Source organism: Streptomyces sp. NPDC042002 (assembly GCF_055588305.1).
Genome location: NZ_JBVJCT010000001.1, coordinates 390,656 through 415,893 on the forward strand (window position 1 = coordinate 390,656; position 25,238 = coordinate 415,893).

18 protein-coding genes and 3 pseudogenes are annotated in these 25,238 nt (G+C 69.4%); 10 read left to right on the plus strand and 11 right to left on the minus strand.

Annotated features, from left to right (window positions below):
* Nucleotides 1–69: 69 nt before the first annotated feature.
* The gene (locus ACZ6KY_RS01695; protein WP_469308294.1) at nt 70–936 is read right to left on the minus strand and encodes a glycerophosphodiester phosphodiesterase; all 867 of its coding nucleotides are present in this window, start codon (nt 934–936) and stop codon (nt 70–72) included.
* Between the two features lie 278 nt (nt 937–1,214).
* On the opposite strand from ACZ6KY_RS01695, the gene ACZ6KY_RS01700 reads away from it, so the two are divergent.
* From ACZ6KY_RS01700 to ACZ6KY_RS01725, 6 genes are all read left to right on the plus strand, one after another.
* Nucleotides 1,215–2,081 carry an MHYT domain-containing protein gene (locus tag ACZ6KY_RS01700; protein ID WP_469308295.1) on the plus strand — a complete coding sequence of 289 codons (867 nt, stop codon included), beginning with the start codon at nt 1,215–1,217 and terminating at the stop codon, nt 2,079–2,081.
* Nucleotides 2,082–2,120: 39 nt separating this feature from the next.
* A complete protein-coding gene (uvrB, locus tag ACZ6KY_RS01705) occupies nt 2,121–4,244 on the plus strand; it encodes an excinuclease ABC subunit UvrB (RefSeq protein WP_469308296.1) in 2,124 nt (707 codons plus the stop codon).
* A gap of 160 nt (nt 4,245–4,404) precedes the next feature.
* Nucleotides 4,405–4,983, plus strand: a complete 579-nt coding sequence (locus ACZ6KY_RS01710; RefSeq protein ID WP_261703411.1) for a TerD family protein — start codon at nt 4,405–4,407, stop codon at nt 4,981–4,983.
* A gap of 43 nt (nt 4,984–5,026) precedes the next feature.
* Entirely contained in the window at nt 5,027–7,057 is a 2,031-nt protein-coding gene (locus ACZ6KY_RS01715) for a TerD family protein (protein WP_469308297.1), read from the plus strand.
* A gap of 317 nt (nt 7,058–7,374) precedes the next feature.
* Nucleotides 7,375–8,364: a TerC family protein gene (locus ACZ6KY_RS01720; protein WP_469308298.1), complete on the plus strand. Its 990-nt coding sequence runs from the start codon at nt 7,375–7,377 to the stop codon at nt 8,362–8,364.
* A gap of 208 nt (nt 8,365–8,572) precedes the next feature.
* The gene (locus tag ACZ6KY_RS01725) at nt 8,573–9,673 is read left to right on the plus strand and encodes a calcium:cation antiporter (protein WP_469308299.1); all 1,101 of its coding nucleotides are present in this window, start codon (nt 8,573–8,575) and stop codon (nt 9,671–9,673) included.
* A 7-nt stretch (nt 9,674–9,680) separates the two neighbouring features.
* Here ACZ6KY_RS01725 and ACZ6KY_RS01730 read toward each other — a convergent pair whose 3' ends face one another.
* Nucleotides 9,681–10,982 carry an MFS transporter gene (locus ACZ6KY_RS01730; RefSeq protein ID WP_469308300.1) on the minus strand — a complete coding sequence of 434 codons (1,302 nt, stop codon included), beginning with the start codon at nt 10,980–10,982 and terminating at the stop codon, nt 9,681–9,683.
* Between the two features lie 60 nt (nt 10,983–11,042).
* A pseudogene (locus ACZ6KY_RS01735) lies at nt 11,043–12,090 on the minus strand (S66 family peptidase).
* Nucleotides 12,091–12,191: 101 nt separating this feature from the next.
* On the opposite strand from ACZ6KY_RS01735, the gene aroQ reads away from it, so the two are divergent.
* Nucleotides 12,192–12,665, plus strand: coding sequence for a type II 3-dehydroquinate dehydratase (gene aroQ / locus ACZ6KY_RS01740; protein WP_469308301.1), 474 nt, complete (start codon nt 12,192–12,194; stop codon nt 12,663–12,665).
* A gap of 60 nt (nt 12,666–12,725) precedes the next feature.
* Here the strand turns inward: aroQ and ACZ6KY_RS01745 are convergent, their stop codons facing one another.
* The 4 genes and pseudogenes from ACZ6KY_RS01745 to ACZ6KY_RS01760 all read right to left on the minus strand — a co-directional run.
* Entirely contained in the window at nt 12,726–13,493 is a 768-nt protein-coding gene (locus ACZ6KY_RS01745; RefSeq protein WP_469308302.1) for an amino acid ABC transporter ATP-binding protein, read from the minus strand.
* Nucleotides 13,490–14,401: an amino acid ABC transporter permease gene (locus tag ACZ6KY_RS01750; protein ID WP_469308303.1), complete on the minus strand. Its 912-nt coding sequence runs from the start codon at nt 14,399–14,401 to the stop codon at nt 13,490–13,492. The genes ACZ6KY_RS01745 and ACZ6KY_RS01750 overlap by 4 nt, the downstream gene beginning before the upstream one ends.
* Nucleotides 14,398–15,282, minus strand: a complete 885-nt coding sequence (locus ACZ6KY_RS01755) for an ABC transporter substrate-binding protein (RefSeq protein ID WP_469308304.1) — start codon at nt 15,280–15,282, stop codon at nt 14,398–14,400. The genes ACZ6KY_RS01750 and ACZ6KY_RS01755 overlap by 4 nt, the downstream gene beginning before the upstream one ends.
* Nucleotides 15,283–15,591: 309 nt before the next feature.
* Nucleotides 15,592–15,792, minus strand: a pseudogene (locus ACZ6KY_RS01760) (MBL fold metallo-hydrolase); the annotation flags it as partial.
* Between ACZ6KY_RS01760 and ACZ6KY_RS01765 the strand changes: the two are divergent.
* On the plus strand, nt 15,755–16,840 hold the full coding sequence (locus ACZ6KY_RS01765; RefSeq protein ID WP_469308508.1) for a hypothetical protein: 1,086 nt from the start codon (nt 15,755–15,757) through the stop codon (nt 16,838–16,840). The pseudogene ACZ6KY_RS01760 and the gene ACZ6KY_RS01765 sit on opposite strands and share 38 nt — an antisense overlap.
* A gap of 319 nt (nt 16,841–17,159) precedes the next feature.
* Here the strand turns inward: ACZ6KY_RS01765 and ACZ6KY_RS01770 are convergent, their stop codons facing one another.
* Nucleotides 17,160–18,740, minus strand: a complete 1,581-nt coding sequence (locus tag ACZ6KY_RS01770) for a hypothetical protein (protein WP_469308305.1) — start codon at nt 18,738–18,740, stop codon at nt 17,160–17,162.
* A gap of 238 nt (nt 18,741–18,978) precedes the next feature.
* Here ACZ6KY_RS01770 and ACZ6KY_RS01775 point away from each other — a divergent pair.
* Nucleotides 18,979–19,767 (plus strand): annotated as a pseudogene (locus ACZ6KY_RS01775) (IS701 family transposase); the annotation flags it as partial.
* 168 nt (nt 19,768–19,935) lie between these two features.
* Here the strand turns inward: ACZ6KY_RS01775 and ACZ6KY_RS01780 are convergent.
* From ACZ6KY_RS01780 to ACZ6KY_RS01790, 3 genes are all read right to left on the minus strand, one after another.
* Entirely contained in the window at nt 19,936–20,388 is a 453-nt protein-coding gene (locus ACZ6KY_RS01780) for a hypothetical protein (RefSeq protein ID WP_469308306.1), read from the minus strand.
* A 175-nt stretch (nt 20,389–20,563) separates the two neighbouring features.
* Entirely contained in the window at nt 20,564–21,214 is a 651-nt protein-coding gene (locus tag ACZ6KY_RS01785; RefSeq protein WP_469308307.1) for an MBL fold metallo-hydrolase, read from the minus strand.
* 9 nt (nt 21,215–21,223) lie between these two features.
* Nucleotides 21,224–21,913: a maleylpyruvate isomerase family mycothiol-dependent enzyme gene (locus ACZ6KY_RS01790; RefSeq protein WP_469308308.1), complete on the minus strand. Its 690-nt coding sequence runs from the start codon at nt 21,911–21,913 to the stop codon at nt 21,224–21,226.
* Nucleotides 21,914–22,136: 223 nt separating this feature from the next.
* Here ACZ6KY_RS01790 and uvrA point away from each other — a divergent pair, with 223 nt between their 5' ends.
* Entirely contained in the window at nt 22,137–25,187 is a 3,051-nt protein-coding gene (gene uvrA, locus ACZ6KY_RS01795; RefSeq protein ID WP_469308309.1) for an excinuclease ABC subunit UvrA, read from the plus strand.
* Nucleotides 25,188–25,238: the final 51 nt, after the last annotated feature.

Consider the following 25,238-nt stretch of genomic DNA (forward strand, 5'->3'; position numbering starts at 1 on the left):
TACGGCCCGCCACTGACAATGCCCGGGGCGCGCGTACCGGCGCCCGTCCGCGTCCCGGGCGACGGCGCGCTAGCGCAGAGCCGCGCGGATCACGTCGGGCGCGTTCGTGATGACGCCGTCCGTGCCGAAGCCCGCCAGGCGCCGCGCGGTGGCGGCGTCGTCCACGGTCCAGGCGAAGACCTTCATCGGGCCGTGCGGACCGTGGAGGGCGTGGACCGCGGCGACGTAGTCGGACGACAGCGACCGGTGATCCGCGTTGATCTGGTCGGCGAACTCCGCGTACTGGGGCAGCCGCGCGATCGGAGGCGTCCCCAGGAAGGCCGTCGTGATGCCGGGCCGCAGCCGGTGCACCGTCCGGACACTGTCCGCGCTGAAGCTCTGGACGATCAGCCTGTCCCTGACGTGCACCGGGTCGAGCCAGCCCTCGTTGCTCAGGAGCTTGAGCGTCTGCCGCTCGATGCCCGGATAGAGCTCGGGGTTCTTGATCTCCAGCACGAGCTTCTGGTGGTTGCGCGAGAGGCGTTCCATGTACTCCCGCAGCGTCGGCACCTTCACGCCCGCGAACCGGGGCCCGAACCAGCTCCCGGCATCCAGGCGGGCGATCTCGGCCGCGGTGAAATCCTTGACCTTCCAGGGACTCCGGCCGGGATACACCTCCTCGACGTCGGTCGTGCGCGCCAGCGAGGCGTCGTGGAGGACGACCAGCCGGCCGTCGCTGGTGCGCTGGACGTCGTTCTCGACCCAGTCGAACCCGAGCTCGGACGCGCGGTCGATGGCGGCCAGGGTGTTCTCGGGAGCGTAGGCCGAGGCGCCGCGGTGGGCGACGACCAGCGGCGCCGTGATCCGGCCGCCGGCCTTGGCGTGCGGGCTGGGCAGTATCAAAACGGCTCCCCCAAGAAGCGCGGCGGTCGTGGCGGCGGCAACGCGCGCGTGCATGCGTTCTCCTCGCGTCGGACGATCACGGACAGCACAAGATTGACAGCAGAGAGTCGACGGAGGGGGGAGGCGGGATGGCCGCGGATTGAATGGAGTTGTCCAAGTCCGCTCGCTGCAGCAGCACAAGTGGGGAGAGGTCGTGATTCTTTGCCGGATTATCGTTCGACCATTCCGGTGGGGGTCATACTCTCGCCTCAACCCGGTCCGCTCCGGCGGTCCGGAGGGCGGGGGTATTTCGGACAGTTCCAGGAGTAACAGGGCGGGAAAGGCAGCCGCGCATGCAGGGCACAGTCGACGGCTTCACGTACGGACTCGTCACACCGCTGGTGGCGTATTTCATGGCCTGCCTGGGCGGAGCGCTGGGACTTCGCTGCACCACCAGATCCCTGCTCGTCGCCGGTTCCTGGCGGGCCGGCTGGCTCGCGCTCGGCTCGGTCGCGATCGCGTCCGGCATATGGACGATGCACTTCATCGCGATGATGGGATTCACGGTCGAGGAGACCCCCGTCCACTACGACAAGCCGACGACCTTCGCGAGTCTGGGCGTCGCTGTCCTGATGGTCGGCGCCGGGATCTTCATCGTCGGATACCAGGGTGCCTCCGGGACGGCGCTCTTCACCGGAGGGACCGTCACCGGCCTGGGCATCGCCTCGATGCACTACCTGGGCATGGCCGGGATGCGGCTCAACGGGAACCTCGCGTACAACACCCTCACCGTCTCCGCCTCGGTCGTCATAGCCGTCGTGGCCGCCACCGCCGCCCTCTGGGCCGCGGGACAGGTGCGTGGATTCCTCTGGAGCGTGGGAGCGAGTCTCGTCATGGGGCTGGCCGTCAGCGGTATGCACTACATGGGCATGGCCGCGCTCAGCGTCCACCTGCACGGCTCGACCGGCGCCACTCCTGCCGGGGACTCGGCGGCCGCGCTGCTCGCGCCCATGATGATCGGCCCCTTGGCCTTCCTCTGCCTGGCGGGCGTCGTCGTGATGTTCGATCCGCAGATGATCATGGGCAAGCCCGACCGGCGCCCCGCGGAGATCAGGCGACCGGGCATCCCGGCCCATCCCGTCGTCGTGCACTCCGGTCGTCGTCTCCGCCCCGTGTCGGAGCGTGCGTACCGCCGGTCCCGCACCCCGCAGAGCAGGTGATCGGGCCCGGTTGTCAGTGCGGGGTCGTACGGTGGATCCATGCGGCCCGTATCCAAGATCGAACGTTCGGTGGCGCCCTTCGAGGTCGTCAGCTCCTTTCAGCCGGGCGGTGACCAGCCCACGGCCATCGCCGACCTGGAGAAGCGCATCCGCGCAGGTGAGAAGGATGTCGTCCTGCTGGGCGCGACCGGCACCGGCAAGTCGGCCACCACCGCGTGGATGATCGAGAAGCTCCAGCGTCCCACGCTCGTCATGGCACCGAACAAGACGCTGGCCGCCCAGCTGGCCAACGAGTTCCGCGAGCTGCTGCCGAACAACGCGGTCGAGTACTTCGTCTCGTACTACGACTACTACCAGCCCGAGGCCTACGTCCCGCAGTCGGACACCTACATCGAGAAGGACTCCTCGATCAACGAGGAGGTGGAGCGCCTGCGCCACTCCGCGACCAACTCGCTGCTGACGCGCCGCGACGTGGTCGTGGTCGCCTCGGTGTCCTGCATCTACGGCCTCGGTACTCCGCAGGAGTACGTGGACCGGATGGTCAGCCTCAAGGTCGGCGACGAGATCGACCGCGACGACCTGCTGCGCCGCTTCGTCGACATCCAGTACACGCGCAACGACGTGGCCTTCGCGCGCGGCACCTTCCGGGTCCGCGGCGACACCATCGAGATCTTCCCGGTCTACGAGGAGCTCGCCGTCCGCATCGAGATGTTCGGCGACGAGATCGAGGCCCTGTCGACGCTGCACCCGCTCACCGGTGAGGTCATCAGCGACGACACCCAGATCTACGTCTTCCCGGCGTCCCACTACGTGGCGGGTCCCGAACGCATGGAGCGCGCCGTCAACGACATCGAGAAGGAACTGGGGGAGCGCCTCGCCGAGCTGGAGAAGCAGAGCAAGCTCCTGGAGGCCCAGCGTCTGCGCATGCGGACGACGTACGACATCGAGATGCTCCGCCAGATCGGCTCCTGCTCCGGTGTCGAGAACTACTCGATGCACTTCGACGGCCGTGAACCCGGCTCCCCGCCGAACACGCTGATCGACTACTTCCCCGACGACTTCCTGCTCGTCATCGACGAGTCGCACGTCACCGTTCCGCAGATCGGCGCGATGTACGAGGGGGACGCCTCCCGCAAGCGCACCCTCGTCGACCACGGCTTCCGGCTGCCCTCCGCCCTGGACAACCGCCCGCTGAAGTGGGAGGAGTTCCAGAAGCGCATCGACCAGACCGTCTATCTCTCGGCGACCCCGGGGAAGTACGAGCTCTCCCGCTCGGACGGCTTTGTCGAGCAGATCATCCGTCCCACCGGCCTCATCGACCCCCAGGTCGTCGTCAAGTCCACCGAGGGCCAGATCGACGACCTGGTGCACGAGATCCGGCAGCGTACCGAGAAGGACGAGCGCGTCCTGGTCACCACGCTCACCAAGAAGATGGCCGAGGACCTCACCGACTACTTCCTGGAACTGGGCATCCAGGTGCGCTATCTGCACAGCGACGTCGACACCCTGCGCCGTGTCGAGCTCCTGCGCGAGCTCCGCGCCGGCGAGTTCGACGTCCTGGTCGGCATCAACCTGCTGCGCGAGGGTCTCGACCTCCCCGAGGTCTCCCTGGTGGCGATCCTCGACGCCGACAAGGAGGGCTTCCTGCGCTCGGGAACGTCCCTGATCCAGACCATCGGCCGCGCGGCGCGCAATGTGTCCGGCCAGGTCCACATGTACGCCGACAAGATCACCCCGGCGATGGAGAAGGCCATCGAGGAGACCAACCGCCGCCGGGAGAAGCAGACCGCCTACAACAAGGAGAGGGGTATCGACCCGCAGCCCCTCCGCAAGAAGATCAACGACATCGTGGCGCAGATCGCCCGCGAGGACATCGACACCGAGCAACTGCTCGGCTCCGGCTATCGCAAGACGAAGGACGGCAAGGGCGCCAAGGCCCCCGTCCCCGCGCTGGGCGGCAAGGCGGCCCGGGCCGCCAAGGGCAAGGACGCCGTGCCGACCGACCGTCCCGCTGCCGAACTCGCCCAGCAGATCGAGGAGATGACGCAACGGATGCGCGCCGCTGCCGCCGACCTCCAGTTCGAGATCGCGGCCCGGCTGCGTGACGAGGTGTCCGAGATGAAGAAGGAGCTGCGGCAGATGAAGGAGGCGGGCATCGCCTGACGGTCACCTCGGTGGCGCCGGACTTCTGCTGATGCGCGGTGTGTTGCAAGACCGACACAAAGTATGTCCCAGGGTTCGGCGCTGTCAGTGCCGCTGCGTAGGGTTCTGCTCATCCGCGGACTCCGCGGCAACAGGGGACAGTTCGAGAGGGGAACAGCGCGTGACGGTCAACATGACCAAGGGTCAGGCCATCAGTCTGCAGAAGAACGACGGGGGCACGCTGACCGCGGTCCGTATGGGACTCGGCTGGCAGGCGGCCCCCCGGCGCGGCCTGTTCGGCTCGCGCACCCGGGAGATCGACCTCGACGCCTCCGCCGTGCTGTTCGCGGACAAGCAGCCCGTCGACGTGGTGTTCTTCCGTCACCTCGTCAGCGACGACGGCTCGGTGCGGCACACCGGTGACAACCTCGTCGGCGGCGTGGGCCAGGGCGGCGACGACGAGGCCATTCTCGTCGACCTGCAGCGCATCCCGGTTCACATCGACCAGATCGTCTTCACCGTGAACTCCTTCACGGGCCAGACCTTCCAGGAAGTGCAGAACGCGTTCTGCCGTCTGGTCGACGAGACCAACGGCCAGGAACTCGCCCGCTACACGCTGGCGGGCGGCGGCCAGTACACGGCCCAGATCATGGCGAAGGTGCACCGCTCCGGAACCGGCTGGCAGATGACGGCCCTCGGTACGCCGGCCAACGGCCGTACCTTCCAGGACCTGATGCCCGCGATCCTGCCGCACCTGTAGGCGGCCGACGCACACGCGCACAGCGACATAGGGGGACAAGACGATGACGGCCGAGCTGGTCAGGGGGCAGAACCACCCGCTCTCCCAGGTCCGTCTCGAGGTCCGTGTTTCGGCCGGGAAGCCGATCGTGGCAGGGGCCACGCTCAGCGACGAGCAGGGCAGGGTCCGGGGCGTCGAGTGGGTGGCCCACCCGGGCGCGCCCACTCTTCCCGGGCTCGAGGTCTCGCAGCAGGCGGCGGCCGATCATCGCCTGGCCTTCGACCTGGACGCCCTGCCGTCGACCGTGCACCGGGTCAGCGTGCTGCTCGCGCTGCCCACCGGGGTCGGCGGCCCGGTCCGCTTCGGGGCCGTCGCCGCCCCCTTCGTCGCGGTCACCGGCCTCGACGGGTCCGAGGTCGCCAGCTACACCCTCACCGGCCTGGACACCGAGTCCGCCGTCGTGGCCCTGGAGCTCTACCGCAGGCAGGGCGCCTGGAAGGTCCGCGCGGTCGGCCAGGGCTACGCGGGCGGACTCGCCGAACTCCTCACCGACCAGGGGCTTCCTGAGGCACGGCAGCTCGCGGGAAGTATCAACGAAGCGGTGGCCCAGGGCCTGGCGCGGTCGGTGGCGGCACCCCCGTCGCGCACCCCGGACGCGGACCGGTCACGACAGGCGGCCGCCTCGGCGCCCGGTCCGGACAAGCCGTACACCGGTTCCGGACCGCAGAGCACCCCCGGGACCGTCACACCGCAGCAGTCCCCGTACGACGCCCCCGGTCCGCAGGGAGCCACGGCCGCGCAGACCGGCCGTCCGGGGGGTTCTGCGCAGCCCGACCCCTCCTCGGTCACCCAGCCCTCGTCGCCCACCGCCGGTGGACCGGTCAACTACAGCCACCCCGGCCGGCAGGCCGCCGCCCCGCCGCCGCCCCCGCCGACCGCGCCTCCGGCCCAGCCCGGACAGCCCGCTCAGCCGGTCGCGGGAGACGCGACCGGCTGGTCCATGGAGGAGCGGCTGTACAACCAGGTGTGGGGGATGTTCGAGGACCTGGCCCGGACCGTCGCCGCGTACCGCAGTGCCGTCGACTTCGCGGACTCGCGCATGGAGAAGGAGCTCGACCACGTCCTCTCCGACCCGCGCGGCCGGATCGGCGGGCAGGGCGACGCCGCGCGCGAAGCCGCCCAGGCCAAACACGCGGACCTGGTCGACCAGGCCCGAGCCGTTCTCGACCGGGACCTCGCCCAGCTCGCCGCCGAGGCCGAGGTCGTGGAGCCCGCGCTGCCGATGGCCTACGCACGCTGGGACAACCCGGTCTGGCACGGCTACCGCGCACCCATGGAAATCCCCATGGCGCTGCGGCTCGGCGACCTCCGGCTGCCCGAGAGCGAGAACCTGAGCATCCCGATGCTGGTGCGCCTGCCGCTGGAGCGCGGCCTGTGGATCGACAGCGGTCACGCCTCCCTGGAGGGCACGCTCGCCGACTCCGACCAGGTGCGCCGCCTCGCCATGGACACCGCCGTTGCGCACGCCGCCCGACTGCTCGCCGTGTATCCCGCGGGCGAGTTCACCGTGCATGTCATCGACCCGGCCGGCGCCGGAGCCTCGGCACTGGCGCCCCTGACGCGGTCCGGGGTGCTCGGCAGTCCTCCGGCAGCGGGTGCCGCGGGCGTGGCGGACGTACTGACCCGTCTCACCCAGCGCGTCGACCTCGTGCAGATGGCGCTGCGCGGGGGAGCGGCCGACTCTCTGCCGCCGGGCCTCGACACCGCCGAGCAGCTGCTGATCGTCAACGACTTCCCGCACGGCTTCGACGACCGCGCCGTGACCCAGCTCCGCTATCTGGCGGACGAGGGTCCGGCCGTCGGCGTCCATCTGATGATGGTGGCCGACCGGGAGGACGCGGCCGCGTACGGACCGCTGCTCGATCCCCTCTGGCGGTCGCTGCTGCGGATCACGCCGGTGCCCGACGACCATCTCGCCGACCCTTGGGTCGGACACGCGTGGACGTACGAGCCCTCACTCGTTCCCGCGAACAGCCAGGTGCTCCAACAGGTCCTCGCGCAGGTGGCGGCGGCCCGCCGGTCGTGGAACCGCTGACCCCGGCTCCCTCGGACCCTGGGATCTCAGGGGACAAAGCGCTTCACCAAGTATCAGTAAAGTGCTCTGAGCTGGGAACTTGGATCTCCTTTTACTGATCCCTTTACCTTTCCTTGGTGATTCGGGTACTCTTTTTCCATACGGAGGGGAGTACTCCCTACCTGCTGCGACGCGCCCGTCAACACGGATCGAGTCAGATCCCGGGACGTCGGCCCGCAGGCTCCCGGGCGCACCCAGCGCCCCGGTGGCCTCGGGTGGAAGAGACCTCCGGTGGCGAACGACGCTGAAATCTGCCGTTACGTACTGCCGGAGGCGCAGTGAATGTTTCCCTGACCCTGTGGGTCCTGACCATCGTGGGGCTGGCCGCACTGATCGCGGTCGACTTCTTCATCGGCCGCAAGCCGCACGACGTATCGATCAAGGAAGCCGGAATCTGGACCGTCGTCTGGATCGCCCTCGCCGGGCTGTTCGGACTCGGACTGTTCCTCTTCGCCGGCGGGAAGCCGGCCGGAGAGTTCTTCGCCGGTTTCATCACCGAGAAGTCGCTGAGCGTCGACAACCTCTTCGTCTTCGTCCTGATCATGGCGAAGTTCGCGGTGCCCTCGAAATACCAGCAGCGCGTGCTCCTCGTGGGCGTCCTGATAGCCCTCGCGCTGCGCACGATATTCATCGCCGCCGGCGCCGCGATCATCGCGAACTTCGCATGGGTCTTCTACATCTTCGGCGCGTTCCTCATCTACACCGCCTGGAAGCTGATCCAGGAGGCGCGGGCCGACGGGGACGATGAGGAGTTCGAGGAGAACAGGCTGCTCAAGGCCGCCGAGCAGCGCTTCGGCGTGGCCGACCGCTATCACGGCACCAAGCTGTGGATCCGGCAGAACGGCAAGCGCGTCATGACGCCGATGCTGGTCGTGATGCTGGCGATCGGCACCACCGACGTGCTCTTCGCGCTCGACTCGATCCCCGCGATCTTCGGACTGACCCAGGACCCGTACATCGTCTTCACCGCCAACGCGTTCGCGCTGATGGGTCTGCGGCAGCTGTACTTCCTCATCGGTGGCCTGCTCAAGAAGCTGGTCCACCTCAGCTACGGCCTCTCGGTCATCCTCGGCTTCATCGGCATCAAACTCGTCCTGCACGCGCTGCACGAGTCCGGCGTCCATGTTCCCGAGATATCCATCCCGGTCTCGCTCGGCGTGATCTGCGCGGTCCTCGTGGTCACCACGATCACCAGCCTGACGGCCACCAGGAGGCAGGCGGTGCGCGAGCAAGCCGAGCACACTCCGAAGGAAAGCATCGACGTCTGACCACGTCGAGTGGCAAAAGCCATCCCGGGAACGGTGCGTGGCGAATCGCCGGCATCGTTCCCGGTGCTTGCTCGGAGCCCGAGCGTCTTCCGCCCGGGAGCGCCCGGCCGGGGCTGTCAACTCCCGGGGCGGGCTCGTCCGCCGCGGTCCCGGACGTGCCCCGCGCCGCCGGAGTGCGGGGCACGCTCCCGGCTGCGACGATCGCGGCATGATCGTTCGGCTCAGGTCACTCGCGTCGCGATGGACCGCCGTGGTCCCCGCGATGGCGGTGGTGCTGCTCGCGTTCACCTGGGGGCGCGACCTGCCCGCCGCGGTTGTCGCACTGGTGACGCTGGTCCTCGCGGGCTCCGTGCTCGCCGCGGTCCATCACGCCGAGGTGGTGGCCCACCGCGTGGGTGAACCCTTCGGATCTCTCGTCCTCGCCGTCGCGGTCACGATCATCGAAGTCGCCCTCATCGTCACCCTGATGGCGGACGGCGGCGCCAAGAGCTCGACGCTGGCCCGCGACACGGTGTTCGCGGCCGTGATGATCACCTGCAACGGGATCGTCGGCCTGTGTCTGCTCGTCGCCTCACTGCGCCACGGGCTGGCCGTCTTCAACGCGGAAGGCACCGGAGCCGCACTGGCGACCGTCGCCACGCTGGCCACACTCAGCCTCGTCTTCCCGACCTTCACCACCAGCAAGCCGGGACCGGAGTTCTCCACCGCGCAACTCACCTTCGCCGCGGTCGCCTCCCTGGTCCTGTACGCACTGTTCGTGACGACCCAGACCGTGCGGCACCGCGATTACTTCCTGCCGGTCACCCGACAGGGCCAGGTCATCGACGTGGACGACCACGCCGACGCCCCGTCCGCCCGTGAGGCCGGAATCAGCCTCGGGCTGCTCGGCCTGGCCCTGGTCGGCGTGGTCGGCCTCGCCAAGGGTGTGTCGCCCACCATCGAGTCCGGGGTCGAAGCGGCCGGCATGCCGCACTCCGTGGTCGGTGTGATCATCGCTCTGCTCGTGCTGCTCCCCGAGACCATCGCGGCACTGCGGTCCGCCCGCCGGGACCGGGTGCAGACCAGTCTCAACCTCGCCCTCGGCTCCGCGATGGCCAGCATCGGACTGACCATCCCCGCCGTCGCCCTGGCGTCACTCTGGCTCTCCGGACCACTCGTTCTCGGCCTCGGCCCCACCGAGATGGTTCTGCTCGTGCTGACCGTGGTGGTGAGCTCCCTGACGGTCGTTCCCGGGCGGGCCACCCCGCTCCAGGGAGGCGTCCATCTGGTCGTGTTCGCCGCCTACCTGGAACTGGCCGTCAATCCCTGACCGCCAGTCACTCGGCGACGGGCACGACCGTCAGCCGGGGCACCGGCCGGGTCTCCGGCAGCAGCGCGAAGCAGCCGAGGCTCAGCAGCGCGATCCCCGTCAGATAGGCGGCCACGCCCCACGGCACGCGCTCTCCGCTGGCCACCGCCGTCGCCACGACGGGGGTGAGCGCGCCGCCGAGGACCCCGCCCAGGTTGTATCCGACGGCCGCGCCCGTGCAGCGCACCCGCGGCTCGTACAACTCCGGCAGATACGCGGCGATCACCGCGAACATGGTGACGAACGCGATGAGCGCCACCAGGAAGCCGAGGAACATCAGCAAAGGTTCGCCGGTCGAGAGCAGCCCGATCATCGGGAACATCCACAGCGCGGCGCCCGCGCAGCCCGCCATGCACAGGGGCCGCCGTCCGTAGCGATCCCCCAGCAGGGCCACCACGGGGGTCAGGGCTCCCTGCACCACCACGGCGGCCATGATGCAGGTCAGCATGACGGTGCGGCTCACGTCGAGCCGTTCGACGCCGTAGGCGAGCGCCCAGGTCGTCACCGCGTAGAACACGGCGTATCCGACGGCGAGTCCGCCTGCTGTCAGCAGGACCATCCGCCAGTGGCCGCGCACCACCTCGACGATCGGCACGCGTGCGTGATCCCCCATTTCCAGGAACCGCGGGCTCTCCTCGAGCGAACCGCGCAGCCACAGCCCCGCCGCCGCGAGCACCCCCGCCGCCCAGAACGGCACCCGCCACCCCCACTGCGCGAACTGCGCGTCGGACAGCGTCGCCGACAGCGCCAGCATCACGCCATTGGCCAGTACGAACCCGAAGGACGGACCGATCTGGGGGAAACTCGACCACAGCCCCCGCCGTTCGGCGGGCGCGTGTTCGGCCGTCAGCAGCACGGCCCCTCCCCACTCGCCGCCGAGTCCCAGGCCCTGCAGAAAACGCAGCACCAGCAGCAGGACGGGAGCGGCGGCGCCGATGCGGTCGTACGTCGGAACACAGCCGACGGCGACGGTCGCCGCGCCGGTCAGCAGCAGCGAGGCCAGCAGAACCGGCCGCCGCCCGCGCCGGTCTCCGATGTGCCCGAACAGCACGGAGCCCAGAGGCCGGGCGAGGAAACCGACGCCGAACGTCCCGAAGGCCGCCAGCGTCCCCGCCAGCGGTGAGAACGTCGGGAAGAACAGCGGTCCGAGAACCAGCGCGGCCGCTGTCCCGTAGACGAAGAAGTCGTAGAACTCGATGGCCGTCCCGGCGAGGGAGGCGGCCGCGAGCCGCAGCATGGAGGGCGCCCTTACGGTGCGTACGTCGTGCATGCCGAATCAACTACCCACAGTGATCGACAGTTACGGGGGCGCGCGGGAGCGCGGCGTGCGTCAGTAGGTGACGGTGATGCGCCGGGCCGGGCCGTCGACGCGGACAGTCCCTCCATAGGGGATGACGATCTGCGGATCGGTGTGACCGAGGTCCACATCGAGGACAACCATCATGTCCGGGGCATATATGTCGACAGCCCGGAGGACTGCTTCGCGCTGGTCGTGCGTGTAACGGGTCCTGGCCTCCGGATCGAGGGGCCGTTCGAACGACCAGGCCTTCGGGCGGCCCATGAGGAGCGCCGGAAAGCGTCGCAGCAGGCCGCGCTCGCCCATGCTGCGCAGGATCCAGAAGACGTCGTCGGCTCTGGGCATGTCCTCCGAGGTCTCCAGGAACAGCACATGACCGTCGTACACGGAAGGATCGGTGGCGATCTCGCGGTCGGCCATCAGCAGCCACGACAGGATCTCGATGTTGCCGCCCCAGGAACGGCCCTCGACCACCCGGTCAGGGCGGAGCCAGGTCCAGCCGGTGCCCGGTTCGGTCCGCGGCTCGGCGAGGAAGCTCCCCGGCGCGTCCCAGGGCACGCCGACCTCACGGAATCGGTCGGCCGGACGCAGTTCGTACGGCCCGGACGTGAACAGGGCGGCCCGCAGCGAGTCCGCGGTCAGCGGGTCCATGGCGCCCGGTCGGCCGAGCTCGCACATCACCGTTGCGCCGTGATAGCCGACGATTCCGGTGTTCCACAGGTGGACGAGGAGGTTCGTGTTGTCGCTGTACCCGAAGAACGGCTTCGGGTTCGCCCGGATCAGCTCGCGGTCCAGCAGCGGCAGTACGGTGATCTGGTCGTCGCCCCCCGATGGAAGCGATGACCGCCTTGACCGTCGGATCGGCGAACGCCGCGTGGAGGTCGTCGGCCCGTTCCCGCGGAGTCGAACCCATCTTCCGGGTCGTCGGGTACTCGACCGGTTCCAGGCCGAAGTCCTCGCGCAGCCGCTCCAGGCCCAGTTCGTACGGGAGCGGGAAGAGGCCGGGCAGCCCGCTGGACGGCGAGATGACGGCCACCCGGTCGCCGGGTACGGGCTTGGGAGGGTACGAGGGCGTCGTCATGGCGAGAGGTTACGAGCCGTCACCCCTTCGGCGCATCGTGATAGACCGGGTCCGAGCAGCGGTCCTTGACGGGCCGGCAGACCTGAAGGACCGGAGGAAACGTGCCCCGCACCCTCGCCAACGCCCCGATCATGATTCTCAACGGGCCCAACCTGAACCTCCTCGGGCAGCGGCAGCCGGAGATCTACGGCTCCGACACGCTCGCGGACGTGGAGGCCCTGTGCGCCAAGGCCGCGGCAGCGCACGGCGGCACGGTGGACTTCCGGCAGTCCAACCACGAGGGCGAGCTGGTGGACTGGATCCACGAGGCCCGCCAGAACCATGCCGGGATCGTGATCAACCCGGCCGCCTACTCGCACACCTCCATCGCCATCCTGGATGCGCTCAACACCTGTGACGGACTGCCGGTGGTGGAGGTCCACATCTCCAACATCCACCAGCGTGAGGAGTTCCGGCACCACTCGTATGTGTCGCTGCGTGCCGACGGGGTCATCGCGGGCTGCGGCGTGCAGGGGTACGCGTTCGCGGTGGAGCGGGTGGCGGCGCTCGCGGGGACGGGACGCGCGGACACCTGACCGTCGTGCGGGAGGCGTCCGCCTGAGGTCACGGACGCCTGAGGTGACGGACGCCCGAGGTCAGAGGCGTCCGGCCTCCACGATCCGCTTCAGGAAGCGTCGCGTGCGCTCCTGCTGCGGGTCGCCGAAGACCTGTTCGGCCGTGCCGCGCTCAAGGATCACGCCGCCGTCCAGGAAGCAGACCTGGTCCGCGACCTCGCGGGCGAAGCCCATCTCGTGCGTGGCCAGGACCATGGTCATGCCGTCCTCCTTCACGTCACGGACGACGCTGAGGACCTCGCCCACGAGTTCGGGGTCCAGGGCGGCGGTGATCTCGTCCAGGAGGAGCAGCTTGGGGCGCACGGCCAAGGCGCGGACGATCGCGGCCCGTTGCTGCTGGCCACCGCTCAACCGGTCCGGATACTCGCCCGCCTTGGCACCGAGCCCGAGGCGTTCGAGGAGCTCACGCGCGTGTTCCTCGGCCTCCGCGCGGCTCACGCCGTGCACCCGCCGCGGGGCGAGGGTGATGTTCTCCAGGACGGTCATGTGCGGGAAGAGGTTGTACGCCTGGAAGACGACGCCGATCCGCCGGCGTACCGCGTCCTGATCGGCCCGCGGGTCGGTGATCTCCTCGCCGTACAGCCAGATCGCGCCGTCGTCGATCTCCTCCAGGAGGTTGGCGCAGCGCAGCAGCGTGGACTTGCCGGACCCGGAGGCGCCGATCAGCGCGGTCACGGTGTGCGGAGCGACCTCCAGATCGACGTCCCGCAGCACTACCGAGTCGCCGAAGGTCTTGCGGACGGACTCCATCCGCAACATCGGACCGCCGGGGACGGGGGCCTTGCTCATACGATGCCTCCCTGGCTGCGGCGCCGGTCCATACGGGCGGTGACCCAGTCGGTGAAGCGCGTCATGGGGATGGTCAGGGCCACGAAGAGCAGCGCCGCGACGATGTACGCCGTGTAGTTGAGGCTGCGGCCCACGATGATGTCCGCGGAGCGCATCGCCTCCACCGCGCCGCCGATGGAGACGAGGCTGGTGTCCTTCTGCAGGGACACCATGTCGTTGAGGAGCGGCGGCACCTGACGGCGTACGGCTTGCGGCAGCACCACATGGCGCAGGGTCTGTCGCGTGGTGAGGCCCAGCGAACGTGCCGCGGCCCGTTGCGAGGGATGGACGGATTCGATGCCGGCGCGGACGACTTCGGCGACGTACGCCGAGTAGGTCAGCACCAGGCCCGTGCCGCCGAGCAGGACGGGGTCGTTGGTGACGCCCTGCAACTGGAGCGCCGGGAGGCCGAACACGACGATCGACAGACAGATGATCAGCGGCAGACCGCGGAAGAAGTCCGTGTACGCCGTGGCGAGGGCGCGCACCGGCCAGTACATCGGGCCCCGCAGGGTGCGCGCCACGGCTATCAGCGTGCCGAGCACCAGCACCACGACACCGCACACGACGAACAACCGGAGGTTCAGCCACAGGCCTTCGAGGACCTTCGGGAAGGCCTCACGCGCGAAGGACGCGTCGAAGAACGTCTCCTTCGTGCGCGGCCAGCCCGGCGCGTCGACGACGACGAGGTACAGCACCACGGCCGTGGCGAGCGTGGAGAGCGCGGCGACGGCCGCCGAGCGGCGGGCCCGGGCGCGCCGATGGCGCTCGCGCTCGATCCTCCGCCGGGAGGGGACGTACACCTCGCCCCCGCCGGGCATGTCGCCTTCGGAGGTGTCCTCTCCCGACTCCTCCTTCATCTCCGTCACTTGAGCACCGGGGCGTCGACGGCCTCGGACAGCCACTGCTTCTCGATCCTCGCGAGCGTGCCGTCCGCGCGCAGGGCGTCCACGGCCTTCGTCACGCAGGAGGTCAGCGCGCTGCCCTTGTCGAGGACGAGTCCGAACTGCTCGGGCGTACCGCCCTGGTTCTCGAACTGTCCGACGATCCTCGCGTCGGTCACCTCGGCGGCCGTGATGTAGAAGGCGGTCGGCAGATCGGTGACGATGGCGTCCACCTGGCCGTTCTTCAGCGCCGACTTGGCCTGGTCGTTCTTCGCGTACGCGGCCGGCTGCTGGGCCGGCTTCACCACGTCGTCGATGTAGTTCAGGCTGGTGGTGCCGACCTGGGCGCCCAGCTTCAGGCCCTTGAGGTCCGCGAGGCTCGTCGCCTTCGCGGCCTTGGAGCCCTTCAGCGCGATGACGGCCTGGCGCACGTCGTAGTAGCCGGACGAGAAGTCCACGGCCTTCTTGCGCTCGGCACTGATCGACACCTGGTTGATGTCGAAGTCGAAGGTCTTCGCACCGGGCGCGAAGGCCTTGTTGAAGGGCACGCTCTGCCAGACGACATCGGCCTCGGCGTAGCCGAGCTGCCGTGCCACGGCGTACGCCACCGCCGACTCGAAACCCTTGCCGTTGGCGGGCTTGTCGTCCTTGAACCACGGCTCGTACGCGGGCTCGTCGGTCGCGATGCTGAGCTTGCCCGAGGTCCGCGTGCTCAACGAGCCCTTGGCGCAGGTCGCGGCGGTGTTCCCGGACGCCTTGCCGGACGCCTTCTCCTCCGGCTGCGGGGCACAGCCCACGGCGAGGGCGAGCAGGGCGACAGTGCTGGCGGACGCGGCGCGGCGCAGGGCGCGTTGGGCGAGATGCATGGCGGGAGAGTGACAGCGAACCATGCTGTTTGTCCAGGTCACGGCAACAATTGTCCGCATGGTGGGAACGTGTGTTGCAGTCCTGTGAACAGCCTGGACACGAGGAGTCCACGCGCGCGATCGGATTCACCGGCCGTGGGCAGTGGAAGGGGTCCCGCCGGAACTACGGAACTGGACTGCACCAGTACCGCATTGGGGGAGCGCGCGTACCCCGGCGTGTGCGGTTGGTTCACGCCGGGCGCGAGTTCTCACCGCGCGCCGGGCGCGTACGCGAGGTGTCGCGCCCCGCGTGCCGCCCCGCGCTCCCGCTCACCACCCTCGCGCGCGCCACTCCGGCAGATGCGGGCGCTCGGCGCCCAGCGTCGTGTCGTTGCCGTGGCCGGGGTACACCCAGGTCTCGTCCGGCAGTACGTCGAAGATCCTCGTCTCGACGTCGTGGATGAGGCTGGCGAAGGCCTCCGGGGCCTTGCGCGTGTCGCCCACTCCGCCGGGGAAGCGCTGGGCCCCCGTCCCCGAGGACCGGACCCGGCTTTCGCCGGAGGAGCGCCGGGCGCAGCGTGAGCGCTGGTACACGCCGACATATTGGTCACGGAAGCTCGTCGTCGCGGCCGCCATCCTCGACGACCCCAACGTGGCCGAGACCCAGCTCAGGTCCGCTCTCCAGCTCACAGCGGCCTCCCGCCGCAAGGCCAACGAGATCAAGGCCCGGGCGAACGTCACCGTCGTCATAGGCGACCCGCCCTACGCCGGACTCACCAACGGCGCCGGCGGCTGGGTCGAGAACGGCGGCCTGGAGCTGAAGACCAACAAGGGCAACAAGGGCATCCTGGACGACTGGGTCACCCCCGGGATGAGCAGGTTCAAGGCCAAGCTGAAGAACCTATACGTCTTCTTCTGGCGCTGGGCCACCTGGAAGGTCTGGGAATCCACCCCGGCCGCCGCCGACGACGGCAACCTCGGCGTCATCGCCTTCATCACCACCTCTGGATACCTCACCGGCCCCGCCTTCGAGGGCATGCGCGTCTACCTGCGCCGCTACGCCTCCGAGGGATGGATCATCGACTGCACCCCGGAAGGCCAGACTCCGAACATCCCGACCCGGATCTTCCCCGGCGTACGCCAGCCCCTCGCCATCGGAATCTTCGCGCGCCGCGTCGGCACCGACAACACCACGCCGGCCCGCGTCCGCCACCGCGCCCTGACCGGGCGCCGTGCCAACAAGTTCGCCGTCTTGGCCGCCGCCGGGCTCGATGACGACGGCTGGCGCGACTGCCGCACCGACTGGACGGCCCCCTTCACCCCCGCCGGCACCAGCCAGTGGGACACCTACCCGGCCCTCGACGACCTCCTGCCTTGGTACTCGCCAGGCGTCTTCCCCACCCGCACCTGGGTGTACGCGCCCACCGGTGGTGTCCTGGGACACCCGGGATCGGCAGAAGGTCGCGGCGGTGCGCCGGGCATCGTGAAGCCGTCCGCCACGGACGTTCGCCGCCGGGCCGCATCGGGTCAGGAGGAATACCAGAAGATCCCGTCGCCGCCGTCGTGGGCGATCGTTTGAGCCATGACATCGCCGTCATGCCAGTAGAGCCCGTGTGTGCCGGTGGGGAAGCCGTAGACCGACGCAAGCCGTGGTATCGCACGCAAGGCCGTTGTGGATGCGGAAGCGCTCGACCGGGACCCCCGGGAACTGAGTGAGGCCGGCTCCGGGCGATGTGAAGCCGAGCGCGCTCCAGCCCTCGGGGACCACAGCCCCGATCCCGGTGCCGGGCTGCATTGGGTCGGCGTAGAGCATGCCGTCGCGGGCGCGGCTGCCACCGTCACCGACGGCTTCCGTCCCTGACCCGTCCGGGGGCCCCTCCGGACCCCCGGACGACGTGTCAGTTCCCGCCGCGGGACCGTCGGGAGAGCGCTACGGCCACACCACCGGCCAGCAACAGCGCGCCGGCCGCCCAGACGGTCCAGCCGCCGCCGAATCCGGTGTCGGCCAGCGGTCCGGACCCTGCGGAAGGGCCGCCCGAGACGGAGCCGGACGCTCCGGCCGAGCCGCCGGAGCCGGACCCGCCGGGCGTACCGCCGCCCCCGGACCCGCCGGCCGTGCCGCCGCCCGCGGAGCCGCCCTGCGCCAGCCGCAGGGTCAGCGCCGCGCTGTCGTTGGAGGCGTCGGGGTCGAGCCCCTTCATGATCTCCAGCGTGCGGACCTGGCCTGTGGAGACGGCCGGGGTACGGGGGCCGATGGCGACGGTGAACGACAGGACGTGTCTGTCCCCCGGGGCGGGGTCGCCGAAGTAGCACTCGTAGGAGGACCGGCCCATCCGGGGGCCGGGGTCCGACCCGTCGTCCGTGGGCGGCGGCTGGCAGTTGTCCGGGATCTTCGTGGCCTTCGTGCCCGGCGGCAGCTTGACGAGGACCGTGAGGAAGGCTTCGTCGTCGAGGAGGTCCTCCACCACCGCCGGCCCCCGGTCGATCACCGTGGCGTGCAGCGTCGCGTGACCGCCGCGCCGCCCGGTGACGGTGTCCCCGGTGACGGCGAAGTCGGCGTGGTTGACGCTGTCGACGTAGGTGGTGAAGTACGGGTCGATGTTCCCGTCGGACGGCATCGCGCCCCTCGGGACCAGGGTCAGCGGGGTCCCGGGGCCGTTCGCCGGGGCGGCGCTGGTCAGCGGGGTGAACTTGTAGAAGATCTTGTCGAACAGGGCCTCGTCGCCGACCTTGACGCGCAGCGGCGACGACAACGCGTACTGCCGGCCGGGCTCCACAGGAGTGGGGAAGTCGCACAGGGTCTCGTGCACGATGTGCCCCCCGCGGCCGCTCGCGGACACGTCGCGGCAGTTGGACCAGGAGCCCTGGAGGTGCAGCCCGGCGGTGGTGTCGATCAGCAGCTCCACCCCCTTGGCCGCCGGGAGTTGGCCGTTGTTCCACACGTTGAGCGGAAAGGTCAGCGTGTCACCCGGCACCTGGTCCAGCTGCTCGGCGGACGCGCTCACCTTCAGCTGCGTCTTGCCGTTGGTCAGGGTGAGGTGGTCGCCGGTGACGGTGGCGTCCGACGCCGTGCCGGAGACGGTCACGGTGCCGCTGCTGCCGACGGCCGCACCGGGCTTCGGCACCAGCGTGATGACGTGGGAGTCCGAGGTGGCGGACGCCAGGTCCAGCGTGCAGAGGTTGCCGTTGCAGTGCTCCGACGGTGCCGGCTCGGCGAAGTCGGCCACTCCGGACAGGTCGACGGTCAGGTGGACGTGGTGTGCCGTGCCCCCGCCGGCCACCTTCCACCGGTAGGCCACGTACACGCTCGCCGGCTCCGTCCCGATGAAGAGCTCGTGCTCGACGAACTGGACCGTCATCCCTCGTGCTGCGTCCGCCGCGTCGGCGCGGGCCGGACCCGTGCCGAACAGCCCCGCCACCAGCGCCACCGCGCCCGCCGCCGCCGTCGCGACCGCGCGTACCCGTGATCTTCGTGCCATCCGACCGAAACCTTTCCCGTGCGCCGGGAGGGTCCCGGCCCGCCGTGCTTCACAGGTGTGACCCGCGAGGTGCGGAAATGGTTGCGGCCAGCCGGGCTCAGGTATCCGCGCTGCCGGGCACGATGTGACGCGGTCCAGGAGGCCGGACACGGATGATCACAGTCGTCGACCTGTCGCGCTCAGGCTCAACCGCCCACCACACCGTCGGTGGCAACCAGCGCGCCTATGTGACAACCATCGTGCTTCGGCTCACCAGATCGGGGTCTTTCTCGCCTATGCAACGGGCCGCGGACGCACGCTGATCGACCGGCGGCTGTATCTGCCCACGTCCTGGACGGATGACCGCGAGCGATGCCGACGGGCAGGCATCGACGATCATGTCGCCTTCGAGACGAAGGTGGCCATGGCCAAGGCGATGGTCGGCCGGGCCATCGCCGAGAAGATCCCGTTCGGCTGGGTGACGGCGGACGCCGCCTATGGCTTCAGCAAGGGCTGGCGGTTCGAGCTGGAACAGGCGGACGTCTTCCACGTCATGTCCACCACCCGGTGCGACACCGTCGTCACCCGCTGGTCCATCGACCGCCCCGTCCACGACCTGTTTTCCGGTCTGCCCCGGCAGAAGTGGAAACGCCGTTCCTGCGGCGAGGGAGCCCACGGTCGGCGGGTCTACGACTGGGCCCGCGTCGAGGTCCGGCCCTGGCACCGCGAGGACCGCCGGCACTGGGTTCTCGCCCGCCGCAGCGTGAGCAGGCCCGAGGAGATCTCCTACTGCATCGCCTACTGTCCGGCCCAGACCACGCTGGACGAGCTGATCCGCATCGCGGGCAGCCGATGGGCGGTGGAGGAGTGTTCCCAGACGGCGAGGCAGGAATGCGGCCTGGACGACTACCAGGTCCGCCGCTATCCCGGCTGGCACCGCCACATGACCCTGGCCATGGCCGCCCACGCCTGCCTGACCGTCCTGCGGGCGCGGGAGCTGGGCACGGACAAAGCAGAAACGGATCCTCCCAGCTCATCCACCTCTTAGTGGGCGGATCCATCCGGATACCGGCCGACGCATCGCTTACGTGGCTTGCAGGGTTCTCCGAGGCGAAGCCGGCGCGGCCAGTCTGCCGGAAGTCTCCGCCGTCGCGTGGGTGACCCTCGAACAGATCCCCGAGTATGTGCCGCGCGGGCTCTACGCGCCCGCCCTGCCCTATGAAGCGGAGGGCGCGGCGCCGGGCGTCTGAAAGCTGTCGAGGTGATTGCCGACCCCGTCCAGATTCGATGCCGCAGACGCCATCACCGAGAACCGCGTCAGCTTCCGGACGGGATCGACACGAATGTCGACGGCCACCTGCAGCGCCTGCTGCCTGCCGTCGTCCAAGGACTCGTCGCAGATCGCCGACACGGCGCTCGCAAGTCTGTACGGGATGCGGCACAGCTCCGCGGCCCGGCCGGCGACTACCTGCGGCCCGTCGGTCATCACCGTGTTGCGGGCCGTATCGATCTCGCCAGAGGCTTCAGCCATCTCCGCGAGGTGTTGGACGATTTGGCCGGTCAACCGGGCGCCGTCAATTCTGTCGTCTCGCGTCGCCTGGACCAGTGTCGACACCGCCTGCGTGAAGGCGATGTACGTTGCTCGACGGTTTTCCAGGCGCCTGCCCACGTGACCCACGTACAGCTGCGTGCGGGCCGTCCCTTCGGCTGATGCAGCTCCTGGCGATTGCTGCGCGCCGCTATCGGGCTTGCGAGGTCGTACCTGCCAACGCCGAGGAGGCGCCGAGGCTAGTGCCAACGACGCCTACTACGGCCGTGATGATCTGAGTTCCCATTGCCTGCGACTACCAGCCTCGAGCCCACCACTCCTGAATGTGCGGGCGTTCCGCCCCGAGGGTGCTGTCGTTGCCGTGCCCGGGGTAGATCCAGGCCTCATCTGGCAGGGTGAACACCTTCTCCTCGAGCCCGCTCATCAGGCTTTGGAAGTCCTCAGGTCGTGTTGTCCGGCCAGGACCGCCGGGGAAGAGGCAGTCGCCCGTGAACACGTGAGGGTGGCCGTGCGGGTCGTCGTAGACGAGGGCGATCGAGCCCGGCGTGTGCCCGACCAGGTGGCGCGCGGTGAGTTCCACGTTCCCCACCGTGACCGTGTCGCCGTCCCGGAGAGGGACGTCGGTCGGCACCGGGATGCCGTCGGCGTCGTCCCGGCCCGCGTAGGTGCGCGCACCCGTGGCGGCCACGACCTCGGCGAGCGCCTGCCAGTGGTCGCCGTGCTGATGCGTGGTCACGACGGACGCGATGCCGTCGTCACCGATCAGGGTGAGCAGCGTCGAGGCGTCGTTCGCCGCGTCGATCAGAAGCTGCTCGTCGGTGGCCCGGCAGCGCAGCAGATACGCGTTGTTGTCCATCGGGCCGACCGCGACCTTGGAGATCATCAGGTTCTGCAGCTCGTGCACGTCGGCAGGGCCGCCGACCGTCACCGCTCCGCTGTACGTCATGACGGCAGCCTATAGCGGGGGGAGGGCCGGAAGCGGGCCGCCGCGAACCGTCAGGCCGGTGCCGTCACGGCGGCCGCAGAGCCAGCCGAGCAGATCGGCCGCCGGGCCCTGGACCGCGATCGGTCCGCCCTCGGCGCCGCCGCCCGTGGTCCACACCTGGCCGTCGCCGGCGTCCAGCGCCGTGGAGGGCACGTCCTTGTGGCCGCCGAACCGCTCCGCGAGGAAGTCGATCTCCCGGGTCACGAACTCCTCCGGCAGATCCTCGAGCTCGTATCCGATGCCCAGATCCACATGGTGCAGGTCGACCTCGACCCACCGCCGGAACGGGACCCGGGCCGCGGAGTCCGTGACCCCGTTGCGCAGCTCCACCGTGCGGGACCAGTCCGCGGGAGCGGCTCCCGTCGCCTCGAAGCGGGCCGCGCTCTCGCGCAGGTCGGCGAGCTGTGCGTCCAGGGGGCGGGGCGCGTCCCGCTCGATGTCGGCGTCCCGGGTGCTCGCGGAGGCGTACATGGGGCGCCCCTCCAGAACGTTCACCAGGGCGTCCGCGTTACGGGCGAGGTGGGCGAGCACATGTCCACGGCTCCAGCCCGGAAGCCGTGACGGCTCGGCCACGGCGGCGTTGTCCAGTTCGGTGGCTGCGGTGAGCAGCCGCTCGGTCGCGTCACGTACAGACGCCAGGTCGCGCACATGATCCATCATGAGGTCGACCCTAGCCCCGCCACACGTTCGGGTGAAGGCGGTCCATCGGCCCCGCAAATCGAATACGCGTGCTATAAGCTCGGCGGTGGCGTCGGGCATGCTGGATGGTCCGGGATTGTTGTGAACCAGGGAAAGCAACCGGCGCTGTCAGTGGCTCCCCCTAGTCTGAGAAGACGGGGGCCTGCGGCCCCTGTCACTTCTCTCAAGAAAGGTGCGGACCGGCGTGGCCGACCGTCTCATCGTCCGTGGAGCGCGCGAGCACAACCTGAAGAATGTCTCGCTCGACCTCCCGCGCGACTCGCTCATCGTCTTCACGGGCCTGTCGGGGTCGGGCAAGTCCTCCCTCGCCTTCGACACGATCTTCGCCGAGGGCCAGCGGCGCTACGTGGAGTCCCTGTCCTCGTACGCCCGGCAGTTCCTCGGTCAAATGGACAAGCCGGACGTGGACTTCATCGAAGGTCTCTCCCCGGCCGTCTCCATCGACCAGAAGTCGACCTCGCGCAACCCGCGCTCGACGGTCGGCACCATCACGGAGGTCTACGACTACCTCCGGCTGCTCTTCGCGCGCATCGGCAAGCCGCACTGTCCCGAGTGCCGCCGTCCCATCTCCCGCCAGTCGCCGCAGGCCATCGTCGACAAGGTCCTGGAGCTCCCGGAGGGGAGCCGCTTCCAGGTCCTGTCGCCGCTGGTGCGCGAGCGCAAGGGAGAGTTCGTCGACCTCTTCGCCGACCTCCAGACCAAGGGCTACAGCCGTGCCCGGGTCGACGGCGAGACGATCCAGCTCACCGAGCCGCCGACACTGAAGAAGCAGGAGAAGCACACCATCGAGGTGGTCATCGACCGCCTCACGGTGAAGGACTCCGCGAAGCGACGTCTCACCGACTCCGTGGAGACCGCCCTCGGCCTCTCCGGCGGCATGGTCGTACTCGACTTCGTCGACCTCCCCGAGGACGACCCCGAGCGCGAGCGCATGTACTCGGAGCACCTGTACTGCCCGTACGACGACCTGTCCTTCGAGGAACTGGAGCCGCGCTCCTTCTCCTTCAACTCGCCGTTCGGCGCCTGCCCCGAGTGCACCGGTATCGGCACGCGCATGGAGGTCGACCCCGAGCTGATCGTCCCGGACGAGGACAAGTCGCTCGACGAGGGCGCCATCCACGCCTGGTCCCACGGGCACACTAAGGACTACTTCGGCCGGCTGATCGGAGCCCTCGCGGACGCGCTGGGCTTCCGGACCGACATCCCCTTCGCCGGCCTGCCGCAGCGCGCGAAGAAGGCCCTGCTCTACGGCCACAAGACACAGATCGAGGTCCGCTACCGCAACCGGTACGGACGCGAGCGCGTGTACACCACGCCCTTCGAAGGGGCCGTCCCCTTCGTCAAGCGGCGGCACAGCGAGTCCGAGAGCGACGCCAGCCGTGAGCGCTTCGAGGGCTACATGCGCGAGGTGCCCTGCCCCACCTGTCAGGGCACGCGCCTCAAGCCGCTCGTCCTCGCGGTCACCGTCATGGAGAAGTCGATCGCCGAGGTCGCCGCCATGTCGATCAGCGACTGCGCGGACTTCCTGGGCCAGCTGAAGCTCAACGCGCGCGACAAGAAGATCGCCGAGCGCGTCCTGAAGGAGGTCAACGAACGGCTGCGCTTCCTGGTCGACGTCGGCCTCGACTACCTGTCGCTGAACCGCGCGGCCGGCACCCTCTCCGGCGGTGAGGCCCAGCGCATCCGCCTGGCCACCCAGATCGGCTCCGGACTCGTCGGTGTCCTCTACGTCCTCGACGAGCCGTCCATCGGTCTGCACCAGCGGGACAACCACCGGCTGATCGAGACCCTCGTCCGCCTGCGCGACATGGGCAACACGCTCATCGTCGTCGAGCACGACGAGGACACCATCAAGGTCGCCGACTGGGTCGTCGACATCGGCCCCGGCGCGGGCGAGCACGGCGGCAAGGTCGTGCACAGCGGACCGTTGAAGGAACTCCTCGCCAACCCCGAGTCGATCACCGGCCAGTACCTGTCGCGCAAGAGGCAGATCCCGACCCCGGACATCCGCCGCCCCGCCGACCCGGGCCGCGTTCTCACGGTGCACGGCGCCCGCGAGAACAACCTCCAGGACATCGACGTGTCCTTCCCGCTGGGCGTCCTCACGGCCGTCACCGGCGTATCGGGTTCCGGCAAGTCGACGCTGGTCAACGACATCCTGTACACGCACCTGGCCCGCGAACTGAACGGCGCGAGGAACGTCCCGGGGCGGCACACGCGCGTGGAGGGCGACGATCTGGTCGACAAGGTCGTGCACGTCGACCAGTCGCCCATCGGCCGTACGCCCCGCTCCAACCCGGCGACGTACACCGGAGTCTTCGACCACGTCCGCAGGCTGTTCGCCGAGACCACCGAGGCGAAGGTGCGGGGCTATCTGCCCGGCCGCTTCTCCTTCAACGTCAAGGGCGGCCGCTGCGAGAACTGTTCGGGCGACGGCACCATCAAGATCGAGATGAACTTCCTGCCCGACGTGTACGTCCCCTGCGAGGTCTGCCACGGGGCGCGCTACAACCGGGAGACCCTGGAGGTCCACTACAAGGGCAAGTCCATCTCCGAGGTCCTGGACATGCCGATCGAGGAAGCGCTCGGCTTCTTCGAGGCGGTCCCGGCGATCGCCCGCCACCTGAGGACGCTCAACGACGTCGGCCTCGGCTACGTCAGGCTCGGCCAGTCCGCGCCGACGCTGTCCGGCGGTGAGGCGCAGCGCGTCAAGCTCGCCAGCGAGCTCCAGAAGCGCTCCACCGGCCGCACCGTGTACGTACTCGACGAGCCGACCACCGGTCTGCACTTCGAGGACATCAGCAAGCTCATCACGGTGCTGTCCGGCCTGGTCGACAAGGGCAACACGGTCATCGTCATCGAGCACAACCTCGACGTCATCAAGACCGCGGACTGGGTCATCGACATGGGCCCCGAAGGCGGCAACGGCGGTGGTCTCGTGATCGCCGAGGGCACGCCCGAGGAGGTCGCCGGCGTTCCGGCCAGCCACACCGGCAAGTTCCTGCGCGAGATCCTCGGCGCCGACCGGATCAGCGACGCCGCTCCTGTGAAGGCCCCCCGCAAGGCGGCCGCCAAGAAGACGGTCGCGGCGGGGACGGCGGCGAAGAAGACGGCCACGAAGACCGTCAACAGCACGGCCACCAAGAAGGCGGCAGCGGCGAAGAAGACCGCCACGAAGGCGGTCGCCAAGAAGGTGACCCCCGCGAAGAAGACGACGCGGGCCCGCAAGGCCTGACCCGACCGGTCCGACGCGTCGGACCGGCAACTCGCACCACACGGCGCCCCG